Origin of the sequence: Culicoidibacter larvae, from assembly GCF_005771635.1 — a bacterium.
Classification (GTDB): domain Bacteria; phylum Bacillota_I; class Bacilli_A; order Culicoidibacterales; family Culicoidibacteraceae; genus Culicoidibacter; species Culicoidibacter larvae.
The window spans coordinates 15327-40478 of record NZ_VBWP01000008.1; the positions used below are offsets into that span (position 1 = coordinate 15327).

At 39.2% G+C, this 25152-nt stretch carries 19 protein-coding genes and 1 riboswitch; all 19 genes read left to right on the forward strand.

Going from position 1 to position 25152, the window contains the following annotated elements:
• The first annotated feature begins 46 nt into the window (after positions 1-46).
• Positions 47-925, forward strand: a complete 879-nt coding sequence (locus FEZ08_RS08785; RefSeq protein ID WP_138191471.1) for a diguanylate cyclase domain-containing protein — start codon at positions 47-49, stop codon at positions 923-925.
• The gene (locus tag FEZ08_RS12200; RefSeq protein ID WP_171015006.1) at positions 909-1067 is read left to right on the forward strand and encodes a hypothetical protein; all 159 of its coding nucleotides are present in this window, start codon (positions 909-911) and stop codon (positions 1065-1067) included. The genes FEZ08_RS08785 and FEZ08_RS12200 overlap by 17 nt, the downstream gene beginning before the upstream one ends.
• A 9-nt stretch (positions 1068-1076) precedes the next feature.
• Positions 1077-2375: a glycosyltransferase family 2 protein gene (locus FEZ08_RS08790; protein WP_138191679.1), complete on the forward strand. Its 1299-nt coding sequence runs from the start codon at positions 1077-1079 to the stop codon at positions 2373-2375.
• A 91-nt stretch (positions 2376-2466) separates the two neighbouring features.
• Positions 2467-3195 carry a class I SAM-dependent DNA methyltransferase gene (locus tag FEZ08_RS08795; protein WP_138191473.1) on the forward strand — a complete coding sequence of 243 codons (729 nt, stop codon included), beginning with the start codon at positions 2467-2469 and terminating at the stop codon, positions 3193-3195.
• 15 nt (positions 3196-3210) lie between these two features.
• Positions 3211-3762, forward strand: coding sequence for a VanZ family protein (locus FEZ08_RS08800; protein ID WP_138191475.1), 552 nt, complete (start codon positions 3211-3213; stop codon positions 3760-3762).
• 203 nt (positions 3763-3965) lie between these two features.
• Positions 3966-5333 (forward strand): glycine--tRNA ligase, encoded by a 1368-nt coding sequence (locus FEZ08_RS08805; protein WP_138191681.1) that lies wholly within the window; start codon positions 3966-3968, stop codon positions 5331-5333.
• 47 nt (positions 5334-5380) lie between these two features.
• Positions 5381-7159 (forward strand): DNA primase, encoded by a 1779-nt coding sequence (dnaG, locus tag FEZ08_RS08810; protein ID WP_138191477.1) that lies wholly within the window; start codon positions 5381-5383, stop codon positions 7157-7159.
• 13 nt (positions 7160-7172) lie between these two features.
• A complete protein-coding gene (gene rpoD, locus FEZ08_RS08815) occupies positions 7173-8354 on the forward strand; it encodes an RNA polymerase sigma factor RpoD (RefSeq protein WP_338419049.1) in 1182 nt (393 codons plus the stop codon).
• A 160-nt stretch (positions 8355-8514) separates the two neighbouring features.
• Positions 8515-9024, forward strand: coding sequence for a QueT transporter family protein (locus FEZ08_RS08820; RefSeq protein ID WP_171015007.1), 510 nt, complete (start codon positions 8515-8517; stop codon positions 9022-9024).
• Positions 9025-9186: 162 nt separating this feature from the next.
• Positions 9187-9990: an ABC transporter ATP-binding protein gene (locus tag FEZ08_RS08825; protein WP_138191483.1), complete on the forward strand. Its 804-nt coding sequence runs from the start codon at positions 9187-9189 to the stop codon at positions 9988-9990.
• A gap of 14 nt (positions 9991-10004) precedes the next feature.
• Positions 10005-11840 (forward strand): ABC transporter permease, encoded by a 1836-nt coding sequence (locus FEZ08_RS08830; RefSeq protein WP_138191485.1) that lies wholly within the window; start codon positions 10005-10007, stop codon positions 11838-11840.
• A 103-nt stretch (positions 11841-11943) separates the two neighbouring features.
• Positions 11944-12033: riboswitch (SAM riboswitch) on the forward strand.
• A 62-nt stretch (positions 12034-12095) separates the two neighbouring features.
• Positions 12096-13262: a methionine adenosyltransferase gene (metK, locus tag FEZ08_RS08835; RefSeq protein WP_138191487.1), complete on the forward strand. Its 1167-nt coding sequence runs from the start codon at positions 12096-12098 to the stop codon at positions 13260-13262.
• A 116-nt stretch (positions 13263-13378) separates the two neighbouring features.
• Entirely contained in the window at positions 13379-13684 is a 306-nt protein-coding gene (locus tag FEZ08_RS08840) for a PTS sugar transporter subunit IIB (protein WP_138191489.1), read from the forward strand.
• A 121-nt stretch (positions 13685-13805) separates the two neighbouring features.
• Positions 13806-15302 (forward strand): PTS sugar transporter subunit IIC, encoded by a 1497-nt coding sequence (locus FEZ08_RS08845; RefSeq protein ID WP_138191491.1) that lies wholly within the window; start codon positions 13806-13808, stop codon positions 15300-15302.
• A gap of 200 nt (positions 15303-15502) precedes the next feature.
• On the forward strand, positions 15503-16483 hold the full coding sequence (pfkA, locus tag FEZ08_RS08850) for a 6-phosphofructokinase (protein WP_138191493.1): 981 nt from the start codon (positions 15503-15505) through the stop codon (positions 16481-16483).
• Positions 16484-16515: 32 nt separating this feature from the next.
• Positions 16516-17937, forward strand: coding sequence for a pyruvate kinase (gene pyk, locus FEZ08_RS08855; RefSeq protein ID WP_138191495.1), 1422 nt, complete (start codon positions 16516-16518; stop codon positions 17935-17937).
• A 151-nt stretch (positions 17938-18088) separates the two neighbouring features.
• A complete protein-coding gene (locus tag FEZ08_RS08860; RefSeq protein WP_138191497.1) occupies positions 18089-21271 on the forward strand; it encodes a LapB repeat-containing protein in 3183 nt (1060 codons plus the stop codon).
• Between the two features lie 128 nt (positions 21272-21399).
• Positions 21400-24072 (forward strand): DNA polymerase I, encoded by a 2673-nt coding sequence (gene polA, locus FEZ08_RS08865; protein ID WP_138191499.1) that lies wholly within the window; start codon positions 21400-21402, stop codon positions 24070-24072.
• Between the two features lie 239 nt (positions 24073-24311).
• The gene (gene mutM, locus FEZ08_RS08870; protein ID WP_138191501.1) at positions 24312-25151 is read left to right on the forward strand and encodes a DNA-formamidopyrimidine glycosylase; all 840 of its coding nucleotides are present in this window, start codon (positions 24312-24314) and stop codon (positions 25149-25151) included.
• Position 25152: the final 1 nt, after the last annotated feature.

Here is a 25152-nt window from a genome sequence, read left to right on the forward strand (position 1 = left end):
AAGTATAATTGGTAATCGTGGATAGACTTTGAGGATTTGAGGATAGATGAATATGAGGAAAGTGTTGCCGGAAAACCGTTTGGAACTGATGCAACGAGTTCGTGCATTATTGATAATATGCATTGTTTTAAATGGTTCTTTTGCTTATTTTAAGTTTTTTGTTGTTCATGAGTTTAGTTGGGCGGATTATGCAATTAATACCGCTGCTTTTTTAAGCATTTTTGTTGGCTATTTTGGCGGTCCGAGAATTGCTGCTGTTTTTGGGTTTGCCTTTGTGGTATGGTACGCAGTTTGGTTAGGCGTAACAGGTATTGATCGGAATTACATTATCAGTGATTACGTGCATCTTTTTATTGTGCCGTTATTGCTAGCGGTCTCCAGCTATCTCCGCCGGCTTGAAGCAGATGCTTTGACAATTTTTAAGGGTTTACAAAAAAATAAATATTTTACTACCGTTGATTTAATAACCGGATTGCCGAATGTTCAGGCTTTCAATGATGCATTATTAAAGCAGACCCAGATTTCCAAACATTATTCGAATTACCGTTATGGTGTGGTGTTGTTTCGGATTGAATTTGTTGATTTTATTTATGATGAAATAGGTCATCGGCGTTTTAATGAGATGATTGCTCATTATATTAGTAATTTTAGAACATTTATTCATTACGATGAGGAAATGTTTTGGAATTCACGCGGTGAACTAGCGATTCTTTTTCCATTTGGAACTGAAAGCCGTATGCAAGAGTTGAGCAAATATATTAAACAGTTTGCCCAGCATTATAAACCGAATAAAGATGTGCAGATTTGTTTAAAAAGTGGCCAACTGGGGCATAAAGAATTACTTAATATAGATGATGTAAGTACAATTTGGAGTCGATTAATCCGTTTAACCGAGGAGGACGTGAGCAGTGAGTATATTCGGTAGCTGGTTTGAGGTATGGGTGCTCGGTATATCAATTGCTGTATTGAGCTTCTTTATTTTCGTAACAATTACATTGTTTATTCTGATTTTGATTTTAAGAAGAAAATATATTAATCATTATGCAGTTCAATATGGAGGCGAGTAAATGGAATATATTTTAGCTTTTTTGCTGCTTTTTTCAGTTGTTTCAATTTGGCTTGCAGTCATTGAAACGCTTTTTATTATCGCCGGATCGCTGCGTTTTCATTTTAAAAAGTTGAAAGAAAGTGTAGAGTTTAAGGATATAGATTGGGAGCATTTGCCAACAGTAACGGTTATGGTTCCGGCTCATAATGAAGAACGGGTTATTGAAGCTACTGTCCGTCGAATATTAGCAATGAATTATCCCCATGAAAAAATGGAAATTAGAATTATTAATGATCGTTCTCAAGATAATACAAAACAAATTGTTAAACGAATAATTAAAATGTATGAGAAGCGGGATATTCAGTTAATAAACACTGCTGATTGTGAGGATGCCGGCGGCGGTAAATCGCAAGCCTTAAATTATGGTCGTCAAAATGCCCGTGGTGAATTTTTATGTGTTTATGACGCTGATGCAGCGCCGGAACAAAATGCGCTATTGTTGTTAGTGCGTAAAGTTTTGGAGAATGAAGAATATGGTGCGGTTTTCGGACGGAATAAGGCTAGAAATCGTAACCGTAATATGTTGACGAGAATGATTAATTTGGAATTGATTACTTCGCAACGGGTGGTGCATACCGGTCGTTGGCAATTTTTCCGTTTGGGTCAGATTCCTGGAACAAATTTCATTGTCAGACGTTCAATTATTGATGAAATTGGTGGTTGGGATGTTGATGCCTTGACTGAGGATACTGAACTTGGCTTTGAGATTATGGCGCGCGGATACCGTATTGCGTTGGAGAGTCGGGCGGAAGCGTATCAACAGGAGCCAGAACAGTTGAGTGTTTATATTAAGCAGCGAACGCGATGGGCAAAAGGAAATTTGTATGTGGTCCTTAAAAACGTGAAACGTATGTTTGGCCGTAATGATTGGCGAATAAAATTGGAGACTTTTTATTATTTGTCGACATATTTTTGGTTTTTGGTGGCAGTAATGATTTCAAACACACTATTTATTATCGGACTTATTTTTAATCTTTTTAATTTGTTCGGGTTTGATTTTGTCTTGCCAATTGAGCTTTCAAAACCAATGTATATTGTTTTTGTTATTTCGTGGGGATTAATGTATACCCTGTATGTATTACAAATATTTTTGGCATTGGTTACTGATCGCGGGCAGAGTACGGTTCGCAACTTTTTGTTGGCATGTGTATCATATTTTACTTATGCGCAATTATTTATTATTATTTCGATTCAAGCATATGGTTCTTATTTTCTTGATTTTGTTTTAAAAAGACAGCGGAAATGGTATAAAACCGAGCGTTATTGAAAGCGGAAGCAGTCGGGACAAAGTGGTCCCGACTGCTTTTTTATGATTGGTAACTATGTTATAATATATCAGGTAAAGGAGCGGTTCGTTTATGTATGAGCAATTTGCAGGCGTATACGATCAGTTAATGTTAGAGGCCCCATATCAAGAATGGGTTGAATATATTAAACAATTTTTACCGAAGCAGGCAGTGAGAATTGCTGACTTAGGTTGTGGCAGCGGTTATGTCGCTGTGGAATTAGCAAAGCTTGGACATCATGTTACTGGGATTGATATTTCCAGTGATATGCTTGCACTTGCTCGTGAAAGGGCACGACAAGCTTCAGTTGATGTTGAGTGGGTTTGTGCTGATATGAGCACAGTTGATTTAGGCGGTGAACAATTTGATATTATAATCAGCACTTGTGATTCAATCAATTACTTACTATCAAGTGAAGCGGTTCAACAATGTTTTAAACATGTTTTTTCGGCAATAAAATTCGGTGGTAAGTTTGTTTTTGATGTGCATTCAGAAACTAAGCGTGATCAGTTTGCTGATTTTAGCTATGCTGATAATGATGAGAATTGCAGTGTCATCTGGGAAAGTTATATGAGTGAAACTGATAAAACTTATATTTTCCATGATATGAGCTTTTTTGTTTTAGAAGCAGATGGTTGTTATCGCCGTTTTGATGAGATTCATGAACAATGGCTTGCTGATGCTGAAACTTATAAAATACTTCTGCAGAACAGCGGATTTACTAGTTGTACTTGTAGCAGTGATTTTAGTAATGAGTGGCGCGAAGATGGCGAGCGTTCGTTTTTTATTGCTGATAAGTAGTATGGGGGTGCATACATGTTTATTATCGATGATCTTTTTAGTGAAGTTCCGTATGTTTTAATCGGAGTTTGTTTAACATATATTATTTACCGGGTAGCGGCGTGGTTCATCCAAGGTCGTACTTTTAATTTGCGTCGCGATTATCGTAGTATTTTAATGATTCTTTATATTGGTTGTCTGTTTGAAATTACATTAACGCCGTTGCATCCAAATTTGGATATCTCAGAATGGCATTATCGAATTCAATTAATCCCTTTTGAAACTATCAGTCGGTATTGGCCGATTGAGGGTTATAATTCATTTCGTAATATTATTGGCAATATTATATTATTAGTTCCATTTGCGCCGTTAGCACATTTGTATTTTGATAAAAAAGGAAAACAAGTATCAGCATTACTTCTATTTGGATTTGCATTATTGCTCTCATTAGGAATCGAGATTACACAATTATTTTTGACTGAAACAAGGGCTTTTGATATTGATGATATTTTGCTGAATATGGTTGGTTTTGCAATAAGTTTAGTACTCTGGCGAATTATTTGGTTATTGATTCAGAAAAAGCGGTGAGAGCCTTGTAAACAAGGGCAAAATAGTATATAATTACATGGTATGGTGCGGAAAGTGTGTGTATAATTATGCTTGTAAAAAACAACAACCAATTATAACCATGAAAATAATGAATAAATCTCGTTCTTTTGCTATGCGAAGAATGAGGTTTTTGTTTCTTTCTGTACCGGGAATTGAATGGAGGTAATTGTGTGACGAAATCAATGGAAACAATTGTTCAGCATGCCAAGACGCAAGGGTTTGTTTATCAAGGGAGCGAAATCTATGGTGGTTTGGCAAATACTTGGGATTATGGCCCACTTGGAGTTGAACTAAAGAACAACATCAAAAAAGCCTGGTGGCAAAAATTTGTTCAGGAGTCGCCATATAATGTTGGACTTGATAGTGCAATTTTAATGAATTCAAAAGTATGGGAAGCTTCAGGACATATTGGTGGCTTTTCTGATCCGTTGATGGATTGCAAAAACTGCAAGACCCGTCATCGTGCCGATAAATTGATTGAAGAGTACAGTAGAGGTCAAGTAAATGCTGAAGTCATGACTAATGATGAGATGGAAGCATATATTAAAGAAAACAACATTCCTTGTCCAAACTGTGGTGCCAGTGACTTTACCGGAATTAGAGATTTTAATTTAATGTTTAAAACTTTCCAAGGAGTGACCGATGACGCTAAAAATGCAGTTTATTTACGTCCGGAAACGGCACAAGGTATTTTTGTGAATTTTAAAAATGTTCAACGTACAACCAGAAAAAAAGTTCCATTTGGAATTGCTCAAATTGGAAAGTCATTCCGAAATGAAATTACTCCCGGAAATTTTATTTTCCGTACGAGAGAATTCGAGCAAATGGAATTGGAATTTTTCTGTGAACCAGGGACTGATCTTGAGTGGCATAGCTACTGGCGTGAATACTGTCATCAATTCTTATTAAAACTTGGGGTTCATGATGAAAATTTACGATTACGTGATCACGAAGCAGATGAATTATCGCATTACTCGAACGCAACAACGGATATTGAATACAAATTTCCATTTGGTGATGGTTTTGGTGAGCTTTGGGGTATTGCTGACCGTACCGATTATGACTTGAAGGCCCATATGGAGCACTCAAAGCAATCTATGGAATATTTAGATCCGATGACTAATAAAAAATATGTGCCGTATTGTATTGAACCATCTGTTGGGGTAGATCGATTATTATTAGCTGTGTTCTGTGACAGTTATGATGTAGAAACTTTGGCAGATGAAACAACCCGTGAGGTGTTACATCTGCATCCATATCTCGCGCCGATTAAAGCTGCGATTTTACCGTTAACTAAAAAACTTTCAGCTGAAGCAGAAGCATTATATGCAGAGTTAAGTAAACACTTCATGATTGAATATGATGAAAGCGGAGCAATCGGTAAACGGTATCGTCGCCAGGATGCAATCGGAACACCATTCTGTATTACTGTTGACTTTGATACCTTAGAAGATAATAGTGTAACTATCCGTCATCGTGATTCAATGGAACAAGAACGAATTGCAATCGATGAATTGGTTGTTTATTTACAAAAAGAGATTACTCTTTAATAGGTCTTTGTGCTATGACTCGGTAGAATGAAACGGTGGTGAGATGCATGGCAAAAATACCAGAAGAACTTATTGATGAGATACGCCGGAAAAATAATATCGTTGATGTTATTGGCGAATATATCAGTTTGGAACGGAAAGGGCGCAATTATTTTGCCTGCTGTCCGTTCCATGGTGAAGATACGCCTTCGCTTTCGGTTTCACCGGAAAAACAGATATTTCATTGTTTTGGATGTCATGAAGGCGGGAATGTTTTTGGTTTCTTGATGAAATATAAAAATATTTCTTTCGTTGAGGCGGTTACTGAACTTGCTGCGCGCGGCAATGTTGAACTGCCAACTAACTATTCGACAGCTGCTGTTGGCCCGAAATATACTGACCAGCAACAAAGGTTGATTGAAGTACATACAGCAGTTACGCAACTTTATGAGCAGTTTATTAAAGTTGATATTGGTCATGGAGCGCGGATGTATTTACATCAGCGTGGCATGAATGATGAAATAATTGAACAATTTCATATTGGTTTTGCACCTGACCGTCAGTTGTTGGTCGAGTTTTTGAAGAGCAAAGGCTTGTCCATAGAAGACGGTGTTGCATCCGGGCTACTGCACCAAGGTCAGTCATCGTACTATGATGCGTTCCGAAATCGAATTGTATTTCCGATTCAGGATTTGAACGGTTCGTATGTAGGGTTTTCCGGACGGATTTTCGGTGAAAGTGATCAAGCGAAATATTATAATAGTCCGGAAACTGAAATATTTAAAAAACGCTTATTGCTTTATAATCTTTCAGCAGCAAAAGAAGAAATTCGTAAAAAGAAACGAGTTTACTTGTTTGAAGGCATTCCGGATGTTATTGCTGCTGTCAGCGTTGGCATCAAGGAGAGCGTTGCTTCATTGGGAACAGCGTTCACTAAAGAACAGGCGAACCTGTTAAAACGATATACAACTAATGTTGTTATTTGTTTTGACACTGACCGTGCCGGTATGCAAGCAATATATAAAACCGGGCAGTTGTTGACTGAACTTGGTTTTCATGTAGAAGTGGCACAAGCGAAGAAGGCTAAAGATGTAGATGAATATCTGCAAGCAAATGGTGCTGAGGCGACCAAAGCTTTGCTTGAGTCGCCGCATGCTTTCTTGGCGTTCTTGTATAACTACGAACGCCAGGACAAAAATCTAACTAATTTTGATGATCGAAAAATTTATATTCAAAGTTTCTTTACCCATTTGCGGAAAGCAGAACGATTGGATCAAGAATCGTATTTGCAAAAACTGAGTGAAGAATTTGGATTGCGATATGAGGCTTTACGAGCTGAATTGGATGAACAGGTGCTAAAGGATAATCCGCAGCAGGTTCAGCCGGTAATGCAGACGCGGAGTGTTCAAGAGCGGCCGATACAAGTGCGACATATGCATTTGGATAAATATCAGCTTGCAGAGCGTAAGTTGGTGTATGCGATGATAATGGATATGCAGTATGCGGTCGCTTACGAAAAAGAATTAAATTATTTATATGATGATCGATTGCGGGCGATTGCTTATGTGGTGCTGGAACAATATGACCGCACAAAAAATGTTGAAGCAAGCCAGTTGATTGATCAGTTATCTGAACCTGAGCGACAGGTACTAAGCGAATTATTTACTAGTTTTGATGATGGCCTTATTAACGAGGCAGTAGTAAAAGATTGTATTCATACAGTAAAGGAATTTGCGATTAACGCGCAAGTGAAAAAACTTGAAGGACGATTGCATGATCCGACGATTTCGGTTGAGGAAGAATTAGCAATTGTGCAGGAGATTTTTAAAATTAAGAACTCGATATAAAGGAGAAATGTTTATGTCTAACGAAACTGATGTATTATTTGGTGTTTTTGAGAAGATAAGTGCTGAGGCTCAAAAACAGAACGACATGATTACTTATGAGCAAATTAATGCCATGATTAAGAATGAGGTTTTAGATGCACAAGAGCTTGAAGATTTATATGTGATGCTTGGTGATCAGAATATTGAAGTGGTTGAAAAAATCGAAGATATTCCGGTTGTGGAAGCCGCAGTTGATGATGATTTTGTTGCTGATGAAATTATTGAGGATGATGTTCCTGATGTTGATGATATTAAGGAAGACGATGAAGATGATGAAGATGCACGAATTATTGCCGGTGGCGCTGTTGATGATCAATTAGCAAGTAAAATTAATGATCCGGTGCGTATGTATTTAAAAGAGATTGGTCGCATTGATTTATTAGGTATTGAAGAAGAACGGGAATTAGCTATTGCTGCCAAAGCCGGTGATGAAATTGCTAAACAAAAATTGGCAGAAGCCAATCTTCGTTTGGTTGTTAGTATCGCTAAACGGTATGTCGGACGTGGTATGTTGTTCCTTGACTTAATTCAAGAAGGGAACATGGGCCTTATTAAAGCGGTTGAAAAATTTGAACCGGATAAAGGGTTTAAATTCTCGACTTATGCAACTTGGTGGATTCGTCAAGCAATTACCCGTGCGATAGCTGACCATGCGCGTACAATCCGTATTCCGGTGCATATGGTGGAAACGATTAATAAGTTGAACCGAATCCAAAGAAGTTTGGTTCAAGAGCTTGGTCGCGAACCAAATGCTGAAGAATTAGCAGAAAAAATGGAAATGACACCGGCACGGGTCAGAGAAATCTTGAAGATTTCACAAGAGCCGGTATCATTGGAAACGCCAATTGGTGAGGAAGACGATTCACATTTAGGTGACTTTATCGAAGACCAAGATTCATTATCACCAACTGATTATGCAACAAATGAAGTATTAAAAGAACAATTGCGTGATGTATTGGAAACATTAACTGACCGTGAAGAACGTGTGCTTCGTTTGCGCTTTGGTATTGATGATGGCCGTTCTCGTACTTTAGAAGAGGTTGGTCAAGAATTTGGCGTAACCCGTGAACGGATTCGTCAAATTGAAGCAAAAGCTTTACGCAAGTTGCGTTATCCATCGCGTTCTAAACGTTTGAAAGACTTTATGGAAAAATAAGCAAAAGAGCAGGACTTGAACGGTCCTGCTCTTTTTGGTAAAATAATGGTACTGTGTTGACGAAGTTTATTAGGTGATAAAATAAGTTGGTTGTGGCAGGCACAGTGTTAGAAGTGTTTTTGTAATGCTTTTTAATACTATTTTAGGAGTGACCACAATCATGAACAATCGAACAAAGTCAATGGCTACTAATGCCATTCTGGCAGCTGTGTATGTAGCAGTGTCTTTATTTTTGGCACCTTTTTCTTTTGGTGCTATTCAACTCCGGGTTGCGGAGATGTTAAATGCAACTTATATGTGTAAACCCAAGTGGCTGATTGGTGTCGCTATCGGGGTTTTCATTACCAATCTATTTTCTCCGTTTGGGATGATAGATGTTTTCTTTGGAACGGCGAATACGATTATTTCCGGTGTGGTGGCGATAATGCTCGCGCGTAAGGTGAAATCGCTGAAATGGCGTTTGGTTATTAATAGCATTGTTTGTGCCGTTGGTATTGTGGTAATTGCCATCGAGCTGGCAATTACCGGACTGCCATTCTGGGAAAGCTATGCGACATTATTTGTCGGAGAATTATTATCGATGACGATTGGTAGCTTTATTTTTTATTTGGTTATCAGCAAGAGCAGTTTTATGCAACGAGCACTTGAAATCGATCCGGCGAATTTATAGTTGAGGAAAAAGGGCGGCCTGCCGGGCCGCTCTTTTTGTGTTTCTAACAGGAAGATAACAGAATTGAAAGTTTGGTTATTAAAATTGTAATATCAAACAATGGCACTTGGTTTTTTTTGAGGTTATACTTAGGTAGACGATGTTGAAAAGGAGAGTATGTATATGCAAAATATTGTACATGTCGAAAATATTAAAAAGATTTATGGTTCAAAGGGTGGCAGTCAGGTTGTGGCACTTAATGGTGTAAGTTTTGATATTGCCAAAGGTGAGTTTGTTGGCATTATGGGTGCCAGTGGTTCCGGTAAGACAACGATGTTAAACGCGGTGTCTACTATTGACAAGCCGACCAGCGGCGTTATTGAGATTGCCGGCACTAATATTACTAAGATGAATAATAATCAGATTGCTGATTTTCGTGCTGATCAACTAGGTTTCATTTTCCAAGATTTTAACTTGTTAGAGAATTTAACGGTCTATGAAAATATTGCTTTGCCACTGTCTTTGCAAGGGGTTAAGAATAAGCAAGCTAAGGTTCAAGTGAAAAAAGTTGCTGAACTATTGGGAATTGCTGATTTATTGACGAAGTATCCGGTTGAGTTGTCAGGCGGGCAGAAACAACGGACAGCGGCAGCAAGAGCTTTAGTTCATCAGCCTTCTTTGATCTTAGCTGATGAGCCGACTGGTGCTTTGGATTCTAAGAGTGCTAAAAACTTGCTTGAAACAATGCAATCTTTAAATGAGGTGTATGATGTAACGATTATGATGGTTACGCATGATGCCTTTAGTGCTAGTTATTGCAATCGTATTTTATTTATTCAAGATGGTAAGATTTATCGTGAGCTGCACAATCGCAGTTCACGAGCGGAGTTTTATCAAGAAATTTTGAGTGTTTTAGCACAGGTTCACATTGATGATGAGCCAATTAATGCTGGTGCAAGAGCGAATTTTGCTCAACCGGAAATGTAAGAGGGGAGTTCATCATGTTATTTAAGTTATCTTTTTCTAATATCAGAAAGATGCTAAAGGATTATTTGACATTGATTGTCGGTCTGGTGATGGCTGTGGCAATTTTCTATATGTTTGAGACTTTAGCGATGAATGATGCTTTTGTTAAAGCGAATGCGATTATTGGTGCAATTATGCTGGTTTTCCAGGTAGGAGCATTTTTATTAGCGATCATTACTTTCTTCTATATTTTCTATGCTAATTCGTTCTTTTTATCCTTTCGTACAAAAGAGTTCGGCATGTACATGATGCTTGGTGCAAAGAAAAGTAAGGTTATGCAATTAGTTTTCTTTGAAACTTTAGGTATGGGAGTTGTAGCTTTATTAATCGGTACCGTTGTCGGCGCATTGTTGTCACAGGGGGTGGCAACAATGTTTATGGGTATGTTAGATATTCAATTAGATGGTTATCAAGCATTTTTCTTTCCGTCATTTACGATTACTGCAATCTTCTTCCTGCTTTTATTTTTCATAACATCAGTTGTGAATGCTTCGAAAATAGCTCGCAAATCAGTTTTGGAATTATTGACTGAGGAACAAAAAACACAACGACCTAAAAAGCGTGGGGTATTGAATTTTATTGGTGTAGTAATTTCGATTGTACTCTTAGTTGTTGGTTACTATCTGATTTACAATGTTAAGACGTTGCAGATTGTTGGGTTATTTGGCGGTGCATTCACAATTACTACAGCAACTTATCTGCTCTTCATTATTGTAGTGCCAACGGTTATCGGTTGGATTCAAAAAACTAATTTCAAAAGCAAAGGTATTAATGCTTTTACTTTGGCACAATTGCAATTCCGGGCACAAAGTTTAACTAAGGTATTAGGAACAGTAGCGATGCTGATTGCCCTTGGTGCCGGCGCTATGACAGCAGGAATGGCGTTTAAAGAAAATATTATGCTGCAAACGAATCAAACCATGTATGCCGATGTTACCTTAGTTGCACCAAGTAATGCAGAACATGATTTGGTTAAACAGTTAACTGATGCACAAATTACCATTTATCATTTTAAAGACAAAGATGGTACTTTATATTTTGATAATACAGAGTTAAATAATCAAAAATGGTATTATACTGAATATAATTTTGAACAAGGAAGCATAGAAATGAAACAAGTTCAGGGCAATCTTGATTATTCAGTTGCTGATGTTTACGAAGATGAGTCTGATACGGTCTACCAATGGTATCGTGCTATTGGTGATTGGAATTTGCGCTCGATGTATCGGGAAACTAAAATTGCTTTCTTAAATACTGCTGATTTTAATGAAGTCGACGCTGATGTACAGACTCTCGAAGCAATCAAAGTCGCTGATTTTATTCAAAATAAACCAGTTATTGAAAAAATTAATAATGAACAGACTGCTCGCTTTAGTGATGGCAGTGCGGATTTTGTACTTGGTTCAAAATATGATTTATATGTGATGATGTATGCCTTTGCCAGCGGGACAATGTTTATGGGCTTCTTCTTAGGTTTTGCTTTCTTATCAATGATGGCAAGTATTCTGATGTTCAAAATTTTGGCTAGCGCTAAAGCGGATAAACCTAGATATGATATGCTTTCGAAAATGGGCGTGCGTGAGCGGCTGCTCAAGAAATCGGCTGCTCGTGAGATTTTGGTGCTGTTTGCGATCCCAGGTATTGTCGGCGTGTTGCATGTTATTTTCGGAATGCAGATGTTTAGTGTGTTCCTGCAAGATCCTTACTACCAAATTTGGTTGCCGCTCACTATCTTTACAGTGGTGTATGCTATCTATTATGTGGTGACAGTCTGGCTATATCGCTCGATTGTTTTACCCAAGCGAAAATAGGAAACCCCTCCGGTTTATGACCGGAGGGGTTTCTTGCTTTCTTAACCTTGACGTCAGCGATGAAAAAAGCTATACTAGAATGGAATTAAATGAGTAGAGAAAATCCTTATCAAGAGCGATCGAGGGACAAGCCTGATAACATCGCAGCAACCTACCGAATTGTCGGCAAGGTGCTAATTCTTGCAGATAACGGATGGATATATATTTCCGTCCTTTGGGGCGTTTTTTTTATGGTTATAGGGAGTTGTATATATAATGGTTGAAGATAAATTAGTGTTTACTTCAGAATCAGTTTCAGAAGGGCATCCTGATAAAATATGTGATCAAATCAGTGATGCAATTTTGGATGCATACCTTGCAGTAGATTCGCATGCACGGGTTGCTTGCGAAGTTTTAGTGACGACGAATTTGGTTATTATTGCCGGTGAGGCTTCTACCCATATTCATGTTGATGTTGAGGATATTGCCAGAAAGAAATTGCTTGAGATTGGTTATACTGATGAAGCTATTGGTATGGATGGTAATACCTGTGAGGTGCGCAATTATATGCATGAGCAGTCGGTTGATATTGCTCAGGGCGTCGATAGCGAGACTGAAAAAGCAAGCGGTGCCGGTGACCAAGGAATTATGTTTGGTTTTGCTACTAATGAGACCGAATCTTTAATGCCGTTGCCAATTGTTATTGCTCATGAATTGGTACATCGTGCCAGTTTGTTGCGTAAGTCGGGTGCTTTTAAACATGCGCGTCCGGATATGAAATCTCAAGTTACTATTGATTATACTGATGCCGGGCATCCTAAAGTGGATACTTTGTTGATGTCGGTACAACATGATGATGATTATAATCACGAGGAGTTCTGTGCATATATTAGAAATGAGATTATGAAGCCGGTTGTTGAGCAATTTGGTTTTACTGAGCATGAGTACCGGGTGTTAATTAATCCTACCGGGCGTTTTGTTATTGGCGGTCCACATGGTGATACCGGATTAACCGGACGTAAAATTATTGTGGATACTTATGGTGGATATGCGCGCCATGGCGGTGGAGCTTTCAGTGGTAAGGATGCTTCTAAAGTGGATCGTTCAGCGGCTTATGCTGCTCGGTATATTGCTAAGAATGTGGTAGCTGCTGGATTTGCTGATAAGTGTGAAGTTCAGTTATCATATGCAATTGGTGTTGCTGAGCCAACTTCAATTTTTGTTGAGACATTTGGAACTGAGACAGTTGCGCATAAAGATATTGTTGCAGCAATACGTCAATGTTTTGATCTGCGTCCTAGCGGAATTATTGCGATGTTAGGTTTAACTGAGCCGATTTTTGGGGCTACTGCAGCATACGGCCACTTTGGTCGAACTGATGTTGATTTGCCATGGGAAAGACTTAACAAAGTTGCTGAATTACGGAAATCATTGAACGAATGAATTAAATAATCATTAAAATGTCATTTTTCGATAAAAAAAGTGGACAAAATTTTCAAAAGTTGGTATATTGTATATGTAAGTTGCAAACGTTTACAAAGAGAAGAGGTGACAGAACAATGAAACGAATTCTATTAGTATGTTCTGCTGGTATGTCAACAAGTTTACTTGTAACAAAAATGCAGAAAGCAGCTGAGGAAATGGGAGTTGAAGCAAAAATCTGGGCAGTTGGTGATTCAGAAGCAAAAAACAACTGGCAAGACGCTGACGTCCTTTTATTAGGTCCTCAAGTTCGCTTTTTAAAAGCGAAAATGGAAGAAATGGTTAACGGAGCAATTCCTGTTGACGTTATCGACATGGTAGCTTATGGCTCTATGAACGGTAAAAAAGTTATAGAAGCAGCACTCGCATTGATGGGTGAATAATCTATAAAGAGGTTTTTTTAGATAACACGGTTGCTTAATTGCAACCGCTTCTTAATAGGGGTGGTTGTATATACAGCTTTACCGATTATCATACATTCTTATATTCTAGGAGGAGTATATTATGAATTTCTTGGAGAACAAACTTGTTCCTTTCGCTGCGAAGTTAGGGTCGCAACGTCAGCTTGGGGCAGTGCGTGATGCATTCATCCTGTTCATGCCACTTACGATTGCTGCAGCATTTGCTGTATTAATCAACAACGTTTTTCTTGGAGCAGACTTCGGGTTAGCTAACCCAGCAGTAGCTTCAATCTTCGGTGGAGAAGGATATCTTGAAGTACTTGGACATATTCGCTCAATTTTTGGTGCGTTATATAACGGTACTCTTGCTATGATCGCATTCTTTATCGCAATGGGTATTCCTTACAACCTTGCAAAACAAAGTGATGTTAAAAACCCACTTGTTGTTGCATTCATTGTTGGGGCAGCATTCATTGCTTTAATTGCTGGAACTTATGTAACTGTAGATCCTGCAACAGGAACAGCTGTTTTAACAAACTATGCTGCTGAAGGAGCTATCGGAATTGGTGTATTGAACACTGGTGTTTACTTTGGAGCTGCAAACTTATTTACATCATTAGTTGTAGGTATTCTGTTTGGGGAATTAACAATTTGGTTAATGAGCTTAAAAGCTTTACAAATCAAAATGCCAGAATCAGTGCCTCCAATGGTTGCTAATGCATTCTCAGCGTTATTCCCAGCATTCATTACTTTAACAGTAGCTGGTATCGTTGCATTATTCTTCCAATTAATGGGACCAAACATTGCTGGTGTAGTTAATGGATTGTTCGGATTAGACGGAACTACTGGAGCTGACGGAGTTGCAAGAACACCACTTGTTTCAGTACCTGACTTATCTACATTCATTTCAGTTGTTATCCAACAACCAATCTTAGCATTTGCTCGTACTGGTGTTGGTGGAGCTGTATTAGCATTCATCTATGTATTCTTAACATGTTTCTTATGGTTGTTTGGTATTCATGGACCAAACGTATTGGGTGGAGTTTCTCAACCAATCTTCGGTGTATTACAATTACAAAACATTGAATTATACCAACAAGGTGTAAGTGCATACAGTGATCAAATGGCTATCTTCGGTGGTGGATTCTTTGATGCTTACTGTTTCATGGGTGGTTCAGGATTAACTCTTGGATTAATCATTGCAATCTTCGTATTCTCTAAACGTGCAGACTACAAAGCAATTGTAAGTTTCTCAGTTGCTCCAGGATTATTCAATATCAATGAACCGATTATCTTCGGTATGCCAATCGTATTGAACCCAATCCTAGGTATTCCATTCGTATTAGCACCATTGGCATCAATTATCTTGCCTTGGTTGTTAACAATGTTCGGTGTTTTACCAAAAATCGTTTTATCAGCACCATGGGTAACACCAGCTGGTATCGGGGCATTCTTAATGACAGGTGGTAACTTCCTTGCTGCATTAGTGGCACTTGTGAACGTTGCTATCTCAGCTGCAATCTACGCTCCATTCGTAATCGCTTCTAACCGCGAATTAGAAGTTGAAAATGAAATGGCAGAAGAAGAAGCAACTGCATAATTTAATATGAATAGTAAAACACTCAGTGGTTAAGCCACTGAGTGTTTTTTCTTTCCTCGTAAGCAGTCGTATCCGCTTACATTTTCATTTCCTGAAAATAATCAAGTAAAACCAGCATTTAGCTATTGTTTTAGTTGTGAGAAATCATGAAATGTGGTACAATTTCGAGTGTACGAAAGAAGTAGTTAGAGGTGAAAAGAATGATAAAACGTATTGGTGTTTTAACCAGTGGCGGTGACGCTCCGGGAATGAACGCAGCGATTCGCGCGGTTGCACGCAGTGCTATGAAACGCGGGATTGAAGTATGTGCTATCTACAATGGATACTCAGGGATTTTGTCTGAAGAGATTAAAGTTCTGAATCATAATGATGTGAGCAGTATCTTGAAACAAGGTGGTACAGTACTTGGTTCAGCACGCTTTCCAGAGTTTAAGCAACCGGAAGTGCGGCAAGCGGCGGTTGAGATTCTGAAAAAACACGGAATTGAAGCGCTTGTTGTTATTGGTGGCGACGGCTCTTACATGGGGGCAAAGTTGTTAACTGAATTAGGTGTTAATTGTATTGGTCTTCCGGGAACAATCGATAATGATATTGCCGGAACTGATTTTACAATCGGGTTTGATACTGCATTGCAAACAATTGTCGAGGCAGTTGATAAGATTCGTGATACATCGAGTTCTCACCGACGTGCAAATGTTGTTGAAGTTATGGGCCGCAATGCTGGTGACTTAGCAATTTGGGCTGGCATTTCATCGGGAGCAGAAGCAGTATTTATTCCAGAACAAGATTTATCATTACCAGAAGTTCTTGAACAATTGAAAAAAGCATATGATAGCGGCAAACGGCATGCAATTGTTATTTTAGCTGAGGGGTGCATTAAAAACGGATTGGTTGAAAGTCCGGAAGCACTTGCTAAGTTAATTGAGGTACATTCAGGTTTTGAAACGCGGGCAACAATTTTAGGTCATATTCAACGTGGTGGTTCACCTACAGCGTTTGACCGGGTATTAGCAAGTCGTTTAGGAGCCCATGCAGTCAGCCTCATTGCTGCCGGCATTGGCGGACGTTGTGTAGGAGTTCAGCAAAATCGCGTCGTTGATTTTGATATTGTTGAGGCTTTGGAAACAATGAAACATGTCCCAGCTTTAGACTTGTATAACTTATGTTATGAGATCGTATAAAAATTTTTAAGCAATGAAAGGAAGTTGCAAAAATGAATTTAAAATTGACTAAACAAGTAAGTACAATCGGACCAAAATCAGAACCGAAAGAGGTAATGACTGAGTTAGTAAAATCGGGGATGAATGTTATCCGTTTGAACTTTTCACATGGTGATTACGAGGAGCATGGCGGACGTGTTAAAACAATCCGTGAAATCAATAAAGAGTTGGGAACAAATGTTGCAATTCTTTTAGATACTAAAGGACCAGAAATCCGTACTCATTTATTTGAGAATGGCGGCGTTGACTTTGTAAAAGGTCAAACTGTACGTGTTTCAATGAAAGAAGTTTTAGGAACTTCTGAATTATTTTCAGTAACACATGCTGATTTAATCAACGATGTTGAAATCGGTGGAACGATTCTTTTAGATGATGGTTACTGTGAGTTAACAGTTACTGGTAAAGAAGATGGTGTTATTGTTTGTACAGTTGTAAACAATGCATACATCAAAGATCGCCGTGGGGTTAACATTCCTGGCGCAATCCTTTCTATGCCTTTCTTAAGTGATAAAGACCGTAACGATATCCTTTGGGGTTGTGAAGTTGGCGTTGATTTTATCGCATTATCATTTACTCGTCGTCCAGAAGATGTAATTGAAATTCGTGAATTGTTGAATGCTAATGGTGGCGAACATATTCAAATTATTCCAAAAATCGAAAACCAAGAATCAGTTGATAAGATTGAAGAAATCGTAGCTGTTTCAGAGGGAATCATGGTTGCTCGTGGTGACTTAGGGGTTGAAGTACCTGCTGAGGATGTACCAGTTATGCAAAAACATATTATTAAAGTATGTAACTCAGCTGGAAAACCAGTTATTACCGCAACACAAATGTTAGAATCAATGCAAAAAAATCCACGTCCTACTCGTGCAGAGGTAAGTGACGTTGCCAACGCAGTATTCGATGGTACTGATGCAGTTATGTTATCAGGTGAATCGGCTGCCGGTGATTATCCGGTAGAAGCAGTTGAGACACAATCTCGTATTGCTCATCGTATTGAACAAGAACTTGATTTTGAATATTTAACAGCGTATGCTTCAACAAGTTCAAAAGGAACAATTGAAGGCGCAATCGGTTTATCAGTAGCTGATGCGGTTATGGATTTAAATGCGAAAGCAGTAGTAGCAATTACTCGTTCAGGAGCAACTGCGCGTACGCTTTCAAAATTCCGTCCGGCGGCACCAATTATTGCCGTAGTACCAACAGAAGAAGTTGCTCGTAGCTTAGCATTGTGCTGGGGAGTACTTCCGATTGTTAAAGACTTAACCGGAGCTTTAGATGATATCCTTGAAGATTCAGCAGCAATTGCTAAAGATGCTTTAGGATTACAAGCTGGCGATATCGCAGTCTTAACTGCAGGTATGCCTCAAGGTCAAGGTAATACAAACTTATTACGTATTAAAACAATTCGTTAAGAAGAAGAGAATAAAACGGCAGGTCCTCGTGACCTGCCGTTTTTAAATTTTTTACACAATATTGCAAAAAGAAAGAAGTATGTTATAATTGGAATTTGATAAGAATATGATATAATATATTCTGAAATATCTCGTGGGGGGATTATAATACATGAAGCAAATCAAATGGGGGTTTGTTGCTCTTCTGGTGCTTGGATTATTTTTTAATACGCTAAGTCCGTTAGTAACAGCTTTAGATAATGAAGAAACTGTGCAGAATGAAGCAGCTACAGTAGAAAATACAAGTACTGAGGAACAAAGTACTACTGATAATAATGTTGTTGAGGAAGTTGAGACAACCAATAATAATGAGAATACGATGCCAAGTAATAAGTTGGGAGCGGCTTTTTATGTTGCCCCGGTTACTTTGCCGGCACCGATTAATCAAGCTTTTCCGGATACTAAGCTAGCAGCGGCAATTGCGCAAGCAGTATATAATAACGCCAGTGCAGTGAATAATACGGTTGCTCAAACACAGTTAAATAATATTCAAACGTTATCAATTGCCCAAACACCGGGTGCAGATGTTTTAGAACAACTGACTGCTTATGGTGGATATACTAATTTAAAATCATTAAGTGTAACTGGATCAGTGAATGTAACATTTCCGGATAACTTTGATGCTACCCAGTTTCCTAATCTTGAAACAATGTCGTTGACATACTTAAACAATACTGTGTTGCCAGATTTTCAATTGCCAAAATTAAAGTCGCTTTCACTTAATTCATTAAACCAATTAACTGAGTTGATCGATTATAGTGGTGTTCCGTTATTGGAAGTAATCAATATTAATTATGCCAACGCTTTAGTAAATGTTGCTGATTTTTCGCATATTCCTAACTTGAAAAGTTTATCAATTTCATCGGCGGGGAATCTTAAAGCTGTTCCGGACTTTCAATATATACCAAATCTGACTTCATTAAATCTGACTTATACATATTTAGATGAGGCGGTAAACTTTAGTCATATTCCAGCGCTGGTTTCATTGTCACATTCTGCAAGAGGTGAGCTACCTGACTATGATAACTTACCAAACTTAACGAGTCTGTCAATAATGGCCGGTACTTTCACGGTAATCCCGGATTTTTCACACCTACCGAAATTATCATATTCTTACTTATGGACTGGCAGTAAAACTCTTGAAGTTCCAGATTTCCATTACTTGCCTAATATGCAAACAATGACTATTCGCGGGCTGAATGACGGAACAACAACGACAACAACTAACACAGTACCGGATTTTGCTCATATGCCGTTGATGAAAAGTTTTACTATTACCGGTTATGCTATTACTCATGTTCCTGACTTTGCTTATATGCCAGTATTAAAAACATTAGCTATTAATAATACAAAGTTAAATGTAGTGCCAGATTTTAGTTATATGCCGGAACTTAATGACTTATCATTAGCGGAAAACTTATTAACAGCAGTACCAAATTTCAGCGCAATACCAGATCTGACAAAATTGACGATATCAAATACGCTTATTACTGCATTTCCGGATTTTGATAAACTCACTCATTTAGTTACTTTATATATAAACAATAATAAAATTACTACATTTCCTGACTGGAATATGCCTGAATTACAGACGCTGTTTGCGACGAGTAACTATATAAATGTGCTTCCGGAATTCACTAACATGAAAAATCTGCGACAACTTAACTTGACGAGTAACTTGCTGCCAACAATTCCTAATCTTGATTTACCAAACTTAACGACATTAGCGTTAAATAAAAACCGATTATCAAGTTTACCGGCTTTAGATTTGTTGCCCAAAATGACTTCGTTTACGGTTGCTGAAAATGCTTTGCCGGAATTGCCGCAACGAGTACTTAATTTTTCACTTAGTTCATTGACCCCGCAAGCAATCAGCCAGACTTTGACAGTCGAGGCGGGAAATGACTTCACTACTGATTTACCAATCGTTAATCAGCTAAAGCCTAAAATCAGTGGTTTTGCCGTCTATTCGGCACGAATCGACGGCAAAAATGTAACTATCGGACCGATTGATACAAATATGATAGTACCAACCAGCACTTTGGCACCAGGTAAGCATACTGCTAATATTAGTATGGGTACATCATTATCCAATATATCTGTCTCGGTGTCATACACGGTGAATGTTGTTGATACGACACCACCAGTGATTACCGCTGACGCAGCAATCACCTATGAAGCCGGCAGTGCTTTGCCAACTACTTCGGCTTTTATAGCCGCTGTAAACGCCAGCGCTATTGATAATATTGATGGTGTTGTTTCGGTAACTGCTGATTTAAGCAGCTTGCAAATGAATGTACCGGGCACATACACAGTAGTATTAAGTGCAAGTGATAAATCGGGTAATATTGCAACACAAAATGTTGCCGTGCATATTGCTGATACGACACCGCCAGTGATTACTGCTGACGCAGCAATCACCTATGAAGCCGGCAGTGCTTTACCAAGTACATCAGCATTTCTCACAGCTATAAACGCCAGTGCAACGGACATCGTAGATGGCAGCGTAGCGGTGACAACTGATTTAAGTGCCGTGCAGATGAATGTACCGGGCACGTATACAGTTGTTTTACGCGCAACTGATGCAGCTGGCAATACAGCAACACAAAATGTTGCCGTGTATATTGTTGATACGACACCGCCAGTGATTACTGCTGATGCAGCAATTACCTTTGAGGCCGGCAGCGCATTGCCAACGCCACAGGAGTTTATTGCGTTAGTTAATGGTGTGGCTGTTGATATAGTTGATGGTAACGTTCCATTGAGTGCTGATATGGGCTTGATTGAAGCAAGCAGACCAGGCACTTATAATGTTGAACTGAAAGCTGTTGATGCAGCCGGTAATATCGCTACTCTTAATGTAGAGGTGCATGTTGTCGACACAACGCCACCGGTGATTACTGCCGATGACGCAATTACTTATGAAGCTGGAACAGCAATGCCAAGTGATGATGAGTTCTTGGCAGCGATCAACGCCAGTGCAAATGATATTGTTGATGGTGTAGTTGCAATCAGTGTGGATTTCAGCAATGTGAACATGAATGTTGCCGGTGATTACATCGTTCGGCTCTCAGCAGTTGATCTTGCTGGAAATAGTTCAATTTTTGATGTAACTGTTCATATTATTGAGAATACCGATAGCAGTGATAATAACTCAGGAGATAATAATAGCTCTGAAAATAATCAAGTGTCTGGCTTACCGATTACCGGTGAAAATACGTTTGTGTATTTAAGCTTTGGTGTAATTGCTCTATTAGCTGGTTTAGGTGTTTTGATAGCTAAACGCCGTAAATAATTATTTTGAAAACCTTTGCCGTTTAGCGGCAAAGGTTTTTTGTTGCAAGCAATCGTTCTTGTCTGCATTTTTTCACCATTTATGGTAAAATAAGATAACAGGTTAATTGAAAGGCGGAGGCGCGTCATATGGATAAAAAGTTAATTTTAATTGATGGCAATAGTTTGTTTTTCCGGGCGTATTTTGCGACGGCATATTCGGGGAATTTGATGCATAATAAGGCTGGTTTGCATACCAATGCTCTTTATGGGTTTTCAGCAATGTTAATGAAGATTTTGGATGAGCATCAGTTCACCCATTTATTTGTTGCCTTTGATACTGGTAAGAAGACTTTCCGCCATGATCAGTTTGAGCATTATAAGGCGGGGCGTAAGGCGACGCCGCCGGAATTGCTGGAGCAGTTTCCTTATGTGTTCCGAATTTTGAATGCTGCCAGAGTGGCTCATTTTTCTTTGAGTGGTTATGAGGCTGATGATTTGATTGGGACGTACGCGAAGCGGGCGGAGGAGCAAGGATTTGAAGTGCAAATCCTGACTTCCGATCGTGATATGTTGCAGCTGATTAGTGATAAGGTTACGGTGCGGTTGACGAAGAAGGGGTTGTCTGAGTTAGAGGATAATACGCCGGCAATGTTGCAGGAGAAGTATCAATTGACTGCCAGTCAAATTCCGGATTTAAAAGGGTTAATGGGTGATACATCAGATAATATTATCGGCATTCCCGGGGTTGGTGAGAAGACTGCGGTGAAGCTGCTTGGGCAGTACGGTTCTATTGAGGGTATCTATGAACATATTGATGAATTAAAAGGGAAGCAAAAAGAACGTTTTGTTGAGTATGAAGATTTAGCGTTTAAAAGTCGCAAGCTGGCAACTATTGAGACCAATGTTCCGGTAGAGGCAAGTGTTGAGGATATGAAATATGATGATGTTGATGCAGTTGCTTTGACTGAGATTTTCCAAGAATTAGATTTTCAATCATTTATTAAGAAGTTGAACTTGCGGCAGAGTGTGTTGGAACAGAACGGTACAGACGAGTCAATGGGTGGTTTGCTTGAGGGCTTAGAGGAGAGCAATGAACTTCTAGTAGTTGATAAGATTACTGCTGATATGTTGCCTGATAACTGTGCTTTGACGGTTGAGATACCAACTAGTAATTATCATCAGGCTCATGTTGAGGGGTTTGCGGTTGTCAATGAAACGACGCGCTTTTACGTCCCGTTTATGATTGCCAAAAAGTCTGAAGCCTTTTTGGCTTGGCTTGCTGATGAAAGTAAACAGAAGGCAATGTTTGATTATAAGAAAGCGACTGTTGGGCTGGAGTGGCATGATATTGCGTTGAATGGTGCTAGTTTTGATTTGATGCTGGCTGGTTATATTTTGGATTCAACCTATACGCAGGATGAGATTGCGCCGCTTGCTGCCAGTAAGGGCTATGACGTGGCTTTTGTTGAGAATATTTATGGCAAGGGTGCCAAGTTTGCTGTTCCGGAGACACCGGTGGTGGCGCAGTATGCGATTGATGCCGCGCATGCGGTCTGGTATTTGAAGGCTGATTTGGAGAATGAGCTGAAAGCGAATGGACAATATGAGTTGTATCAGGATTTGGAAATGCCGCTTGCTCATGTGCTTGGTGATATGGAGTTTGCCGGTATTCATGTTAATCGCAAGACGTTGGATAATATGAGCGACGATATGGAAGCGCGAATCGGTAAACTTGAAGCTAATATTCATGAGTTGGCGGGCACTGATTTTAATATTGGTTCGCCAAAACAGCTTGGGGTTATTTTATTTGAGAAGCTGGGGTTGCCGGTTATTAAAAAGACGAAGACCGGTTATTCAACAGCTGCGGATGTGTTAGAGCAGTTGCGAACTGCCCATCCGATTATTGAGGACTTGTTGATGTATCGTCAGTTGACGAAATTGAAGTCAACGTATATTGATGGTTTGCGTAATGTTATTTTTGATGATGGTAAGATTCATACCATTTATAAGCAAGCGCAAACGTCAACCGGGCGAATTAGCTCGATTGAACCAAACTTACAAAATATTCCGATTCGTTTAGAAGAGGGGAAATTAATTCGTAAGGCGTTTGAGCCAAGTGATAAAGAACGCTGGATTTTTGCGGCGGATTATTCGCAGATTGAATTGCGGGTGCTGGCTCATATTGCTAAGATTCCAGCCTTGATTGATGCCTTTAAGCATGGTCGTGATATTCATACCGAGACTGCGGTGCGGGTATTTGAGGTGGAGCCTGATGAGGTAACCAGTAACATGCGGCGTCAGGCTAAGGCAGTAAACTTTGGTATTATTTATGGTATCAGTGATTTTGGTCTTTCACAGCAGTTAGGTATTCCGGTTGCGCAAGCAAAGCAGTTTATTGAAAAATATTTCCAGAGTTTTCCTGAGATTAAGGCTTATATGAAGGAAACTATCGGTTATGCTCGTGAACACGGTTATGTAAAAACATTGTTTGACCGCAAGCGATATATTCCGGAAATCAGAAGTAAGAATTATAATGAACGTTCATTTGGTGAGCGGGCAGCATTGAATGCACCGATTCAAGGGAGTGCCGCGGATATTATTAAGTTTGCGATGATTGAGATTGAGCGGGCGATTGAAGCTGAAGAGCTACAATCGAAGCTATTGCTGCAGGTACACGATGAGTTGATTTTTGATGTTGTTGATAGTGAGAAGGATCGGATTGCTGAACTTGTCAGTGAGAAGATGGAAGCTGCGGTTACTTTGGATGTGCCGCTAAAAGTTGATTATGCCTTTGGCCGTACATGGTACGATGCGAAATAAATTATTGAAAACGTCCGCAATCTTGCGACACGAAGTTAGTCCCTTGTGGACAAATTGACAAAAATGACTCAGTCACGTATTTTGGATACGCTCCCTCCTAATTTTTGTCAATTTCCTACGATTTCAAACGTTTTCAATTAATTTATTTACTTGATGAGGAAAGTATATTTTATCAGCCTGGGGTTCTTCCCTCAGGCTGATATTCGATTTTATAATGAGAGAAAAGAGGTGGCTAACGTATGCCGGAATTACCTGAGGTTGAGACCGTTCGCCGGAGCCTGGAGCCTTTAGTGGTAGGAAAAACGATTGATCATGTGGTGAGTTATTGGGATCCGATTTTACATAATAAGCCAAATGAGTTCGCGGAACTGGTTGAAGGTAAAACAATTGTTGCCATTGGTCGTTTTGGTAAATATTTGTTATTTGATCTTGGTGAGTATACGGTGATTAGTCATTTGCGTATGGAGGGGAAGTACTTTTTTGGTCAAGTAAATGAACCGATTGATAAACATACCCATGTGCTTTGGCAATTTACTGATGGTAGCGAGCTGCGTTATCATGATACCCGTAAATTTGGCCGTATGGAAGTTGTTCCGACGGTTGTGCTGCAAAGTAGCGAATCGCCGTTACGTAAGCTAGGACGCGAACCTTTTACTGCTGATGGCAAGTATTTATATGATAAGATTCATAAAAGCAGTCGGGCGATTAAGCCGGTGTTGCTGGATCAGCATATTTTGGTCGGTTTAGGGAATATTTATGTTGATGAAGTCTTGTTCCGGGTGAAGTTGCATCCATTGCAGCCGGCAAACACAATTTCGCGGCCAAAGGCCGCAGCAATTGTTGAAGCCTCCAGAGAAGTTTTAAATAAAGCGATTGGTTTAGGTGGTACGACGATTCGCAGTTATCATAATGCAAACGGGATTGATGGCTTATTTCAAAATGAGTTGTTAGTACATCATCATGAGGGTGATCCTTGTCCGGTTTGCGGTACAACTATTATTAAAGAAAAGGTTGGCGGTCGCGGGACCTATTATTGTCCGCACTGTCAGAAACTGAAATATAAAAAGGGAGTTAAATAAA

Coding starts and splice junctions, on each gene's coding strand:
- FEZ08_RS08795 (WP_138191473.1), top strand. CDS start 2,467: ATGTATGAGCAATTTGCAGGCGTATACGATCAGTTAATGTTAGAGGCC.
- pfkA (WP_138191493.1), top strand. CDS start 15,503: ATGATAAAACGTATTGGTGTTTTAACCAGTGGCGGTGACGCTCCGGGA.
- FEZ08_RS08820 (WP_171015007.1), top strand. CDS start 8,515: ATGAACAATCGAACAAAGTCAATGGCTACTAATGCCATTCTGGCAGCT.
- polA (WP_138191499.1), top strand. CDS start 21,400: ATGGATAAAAAGTTAATTTTAATTGATGGCAATAGTTTGTTTTTCCGG.
- rpoD (WP_338419049.1), top strand. CDS start 7,173: ATGTCTAACGAAACTGATGTATTATTTGGTGTTTTTGAGAAGATAAGT.
- metK (WP_138191487.1), top strand. CDS start 12,096: ATGGTTGAAGATAAATTAGTGTTTACTTCAGAATCAGTTTCAGAAGGG.
- FEZ08_RS08800 (WP_138191475.1), top strand. CDS start 3,211: ATGTTTATTATCGATGATCTTTTTAGTGAAGTTCCGTATGTTTTAATC.
- FEZ08_RS08825 (WP_138191483.1), top strand. CDS start 9,187: ATGCAAAATATTGTACATGTCGAAAATATTAAAAAGATTTATGGTTCA.
- mutM (WP_138191501.1), top strand. CDS start 24,312: ATGCCGGAATTACCTGAGGTTGAGACCGTTCGCCGGAGCCTGGAGCCT.
- FEZ08_RS08845 (WP_138191491.1), top strand. CDS start 13,806: ATGAATTTCTTGGAGAACAAACTTGTTCCTTTCGCTGCGAAGTTAGGG.
- pyk (WP_138191495.1), top strand. CDS start 16,516: ATGAATTTAAAATTGACTAAACAAGTAAGTACAATCGGACCAAAATCA.
- FEZ08_RS08840 (WP_138191489.1), top strand. CDS start 13,379: ATGAAACGAATTCTATTAGTATGTTCTGCTGGTATGTCAACAAGTTTA.
- FEZ08_RS08805 (WP_138191681.1), top strand. CDS start 3,966: ATGGAAACAATTGTTCAGCATGCCAAGACGCAAGGGTTTGTTTATCAA.
- FEZ08_RS08860 (WP_138191497.1), top strand. CDS start 18,089: ATGAAGCAAATCAAATGGGGGTTTGTTGCTCTTCTGGTGCTTGGATTA.
- FEZ08_RS08830 (WP_138191485.1), top strand. CDS start 10,005: ATGTTATTTAAGTTATCTTTTTCTAATATCAGAAAGATGCTAAAGGAT.
- FEZ08_RS08785 (WP_138191471.1), top strand. CDS start 47: ATGAATATGAGGAAAGTGTTGCCGGAAAACCGTTTGGAACTGATGCAA.
- dnaG (WP_138191477.1), top strand. CDS start 5,381: ATGGCAAAAATACCAGAAGAACTTATTGATGAGATACGCCGGAAAAAT.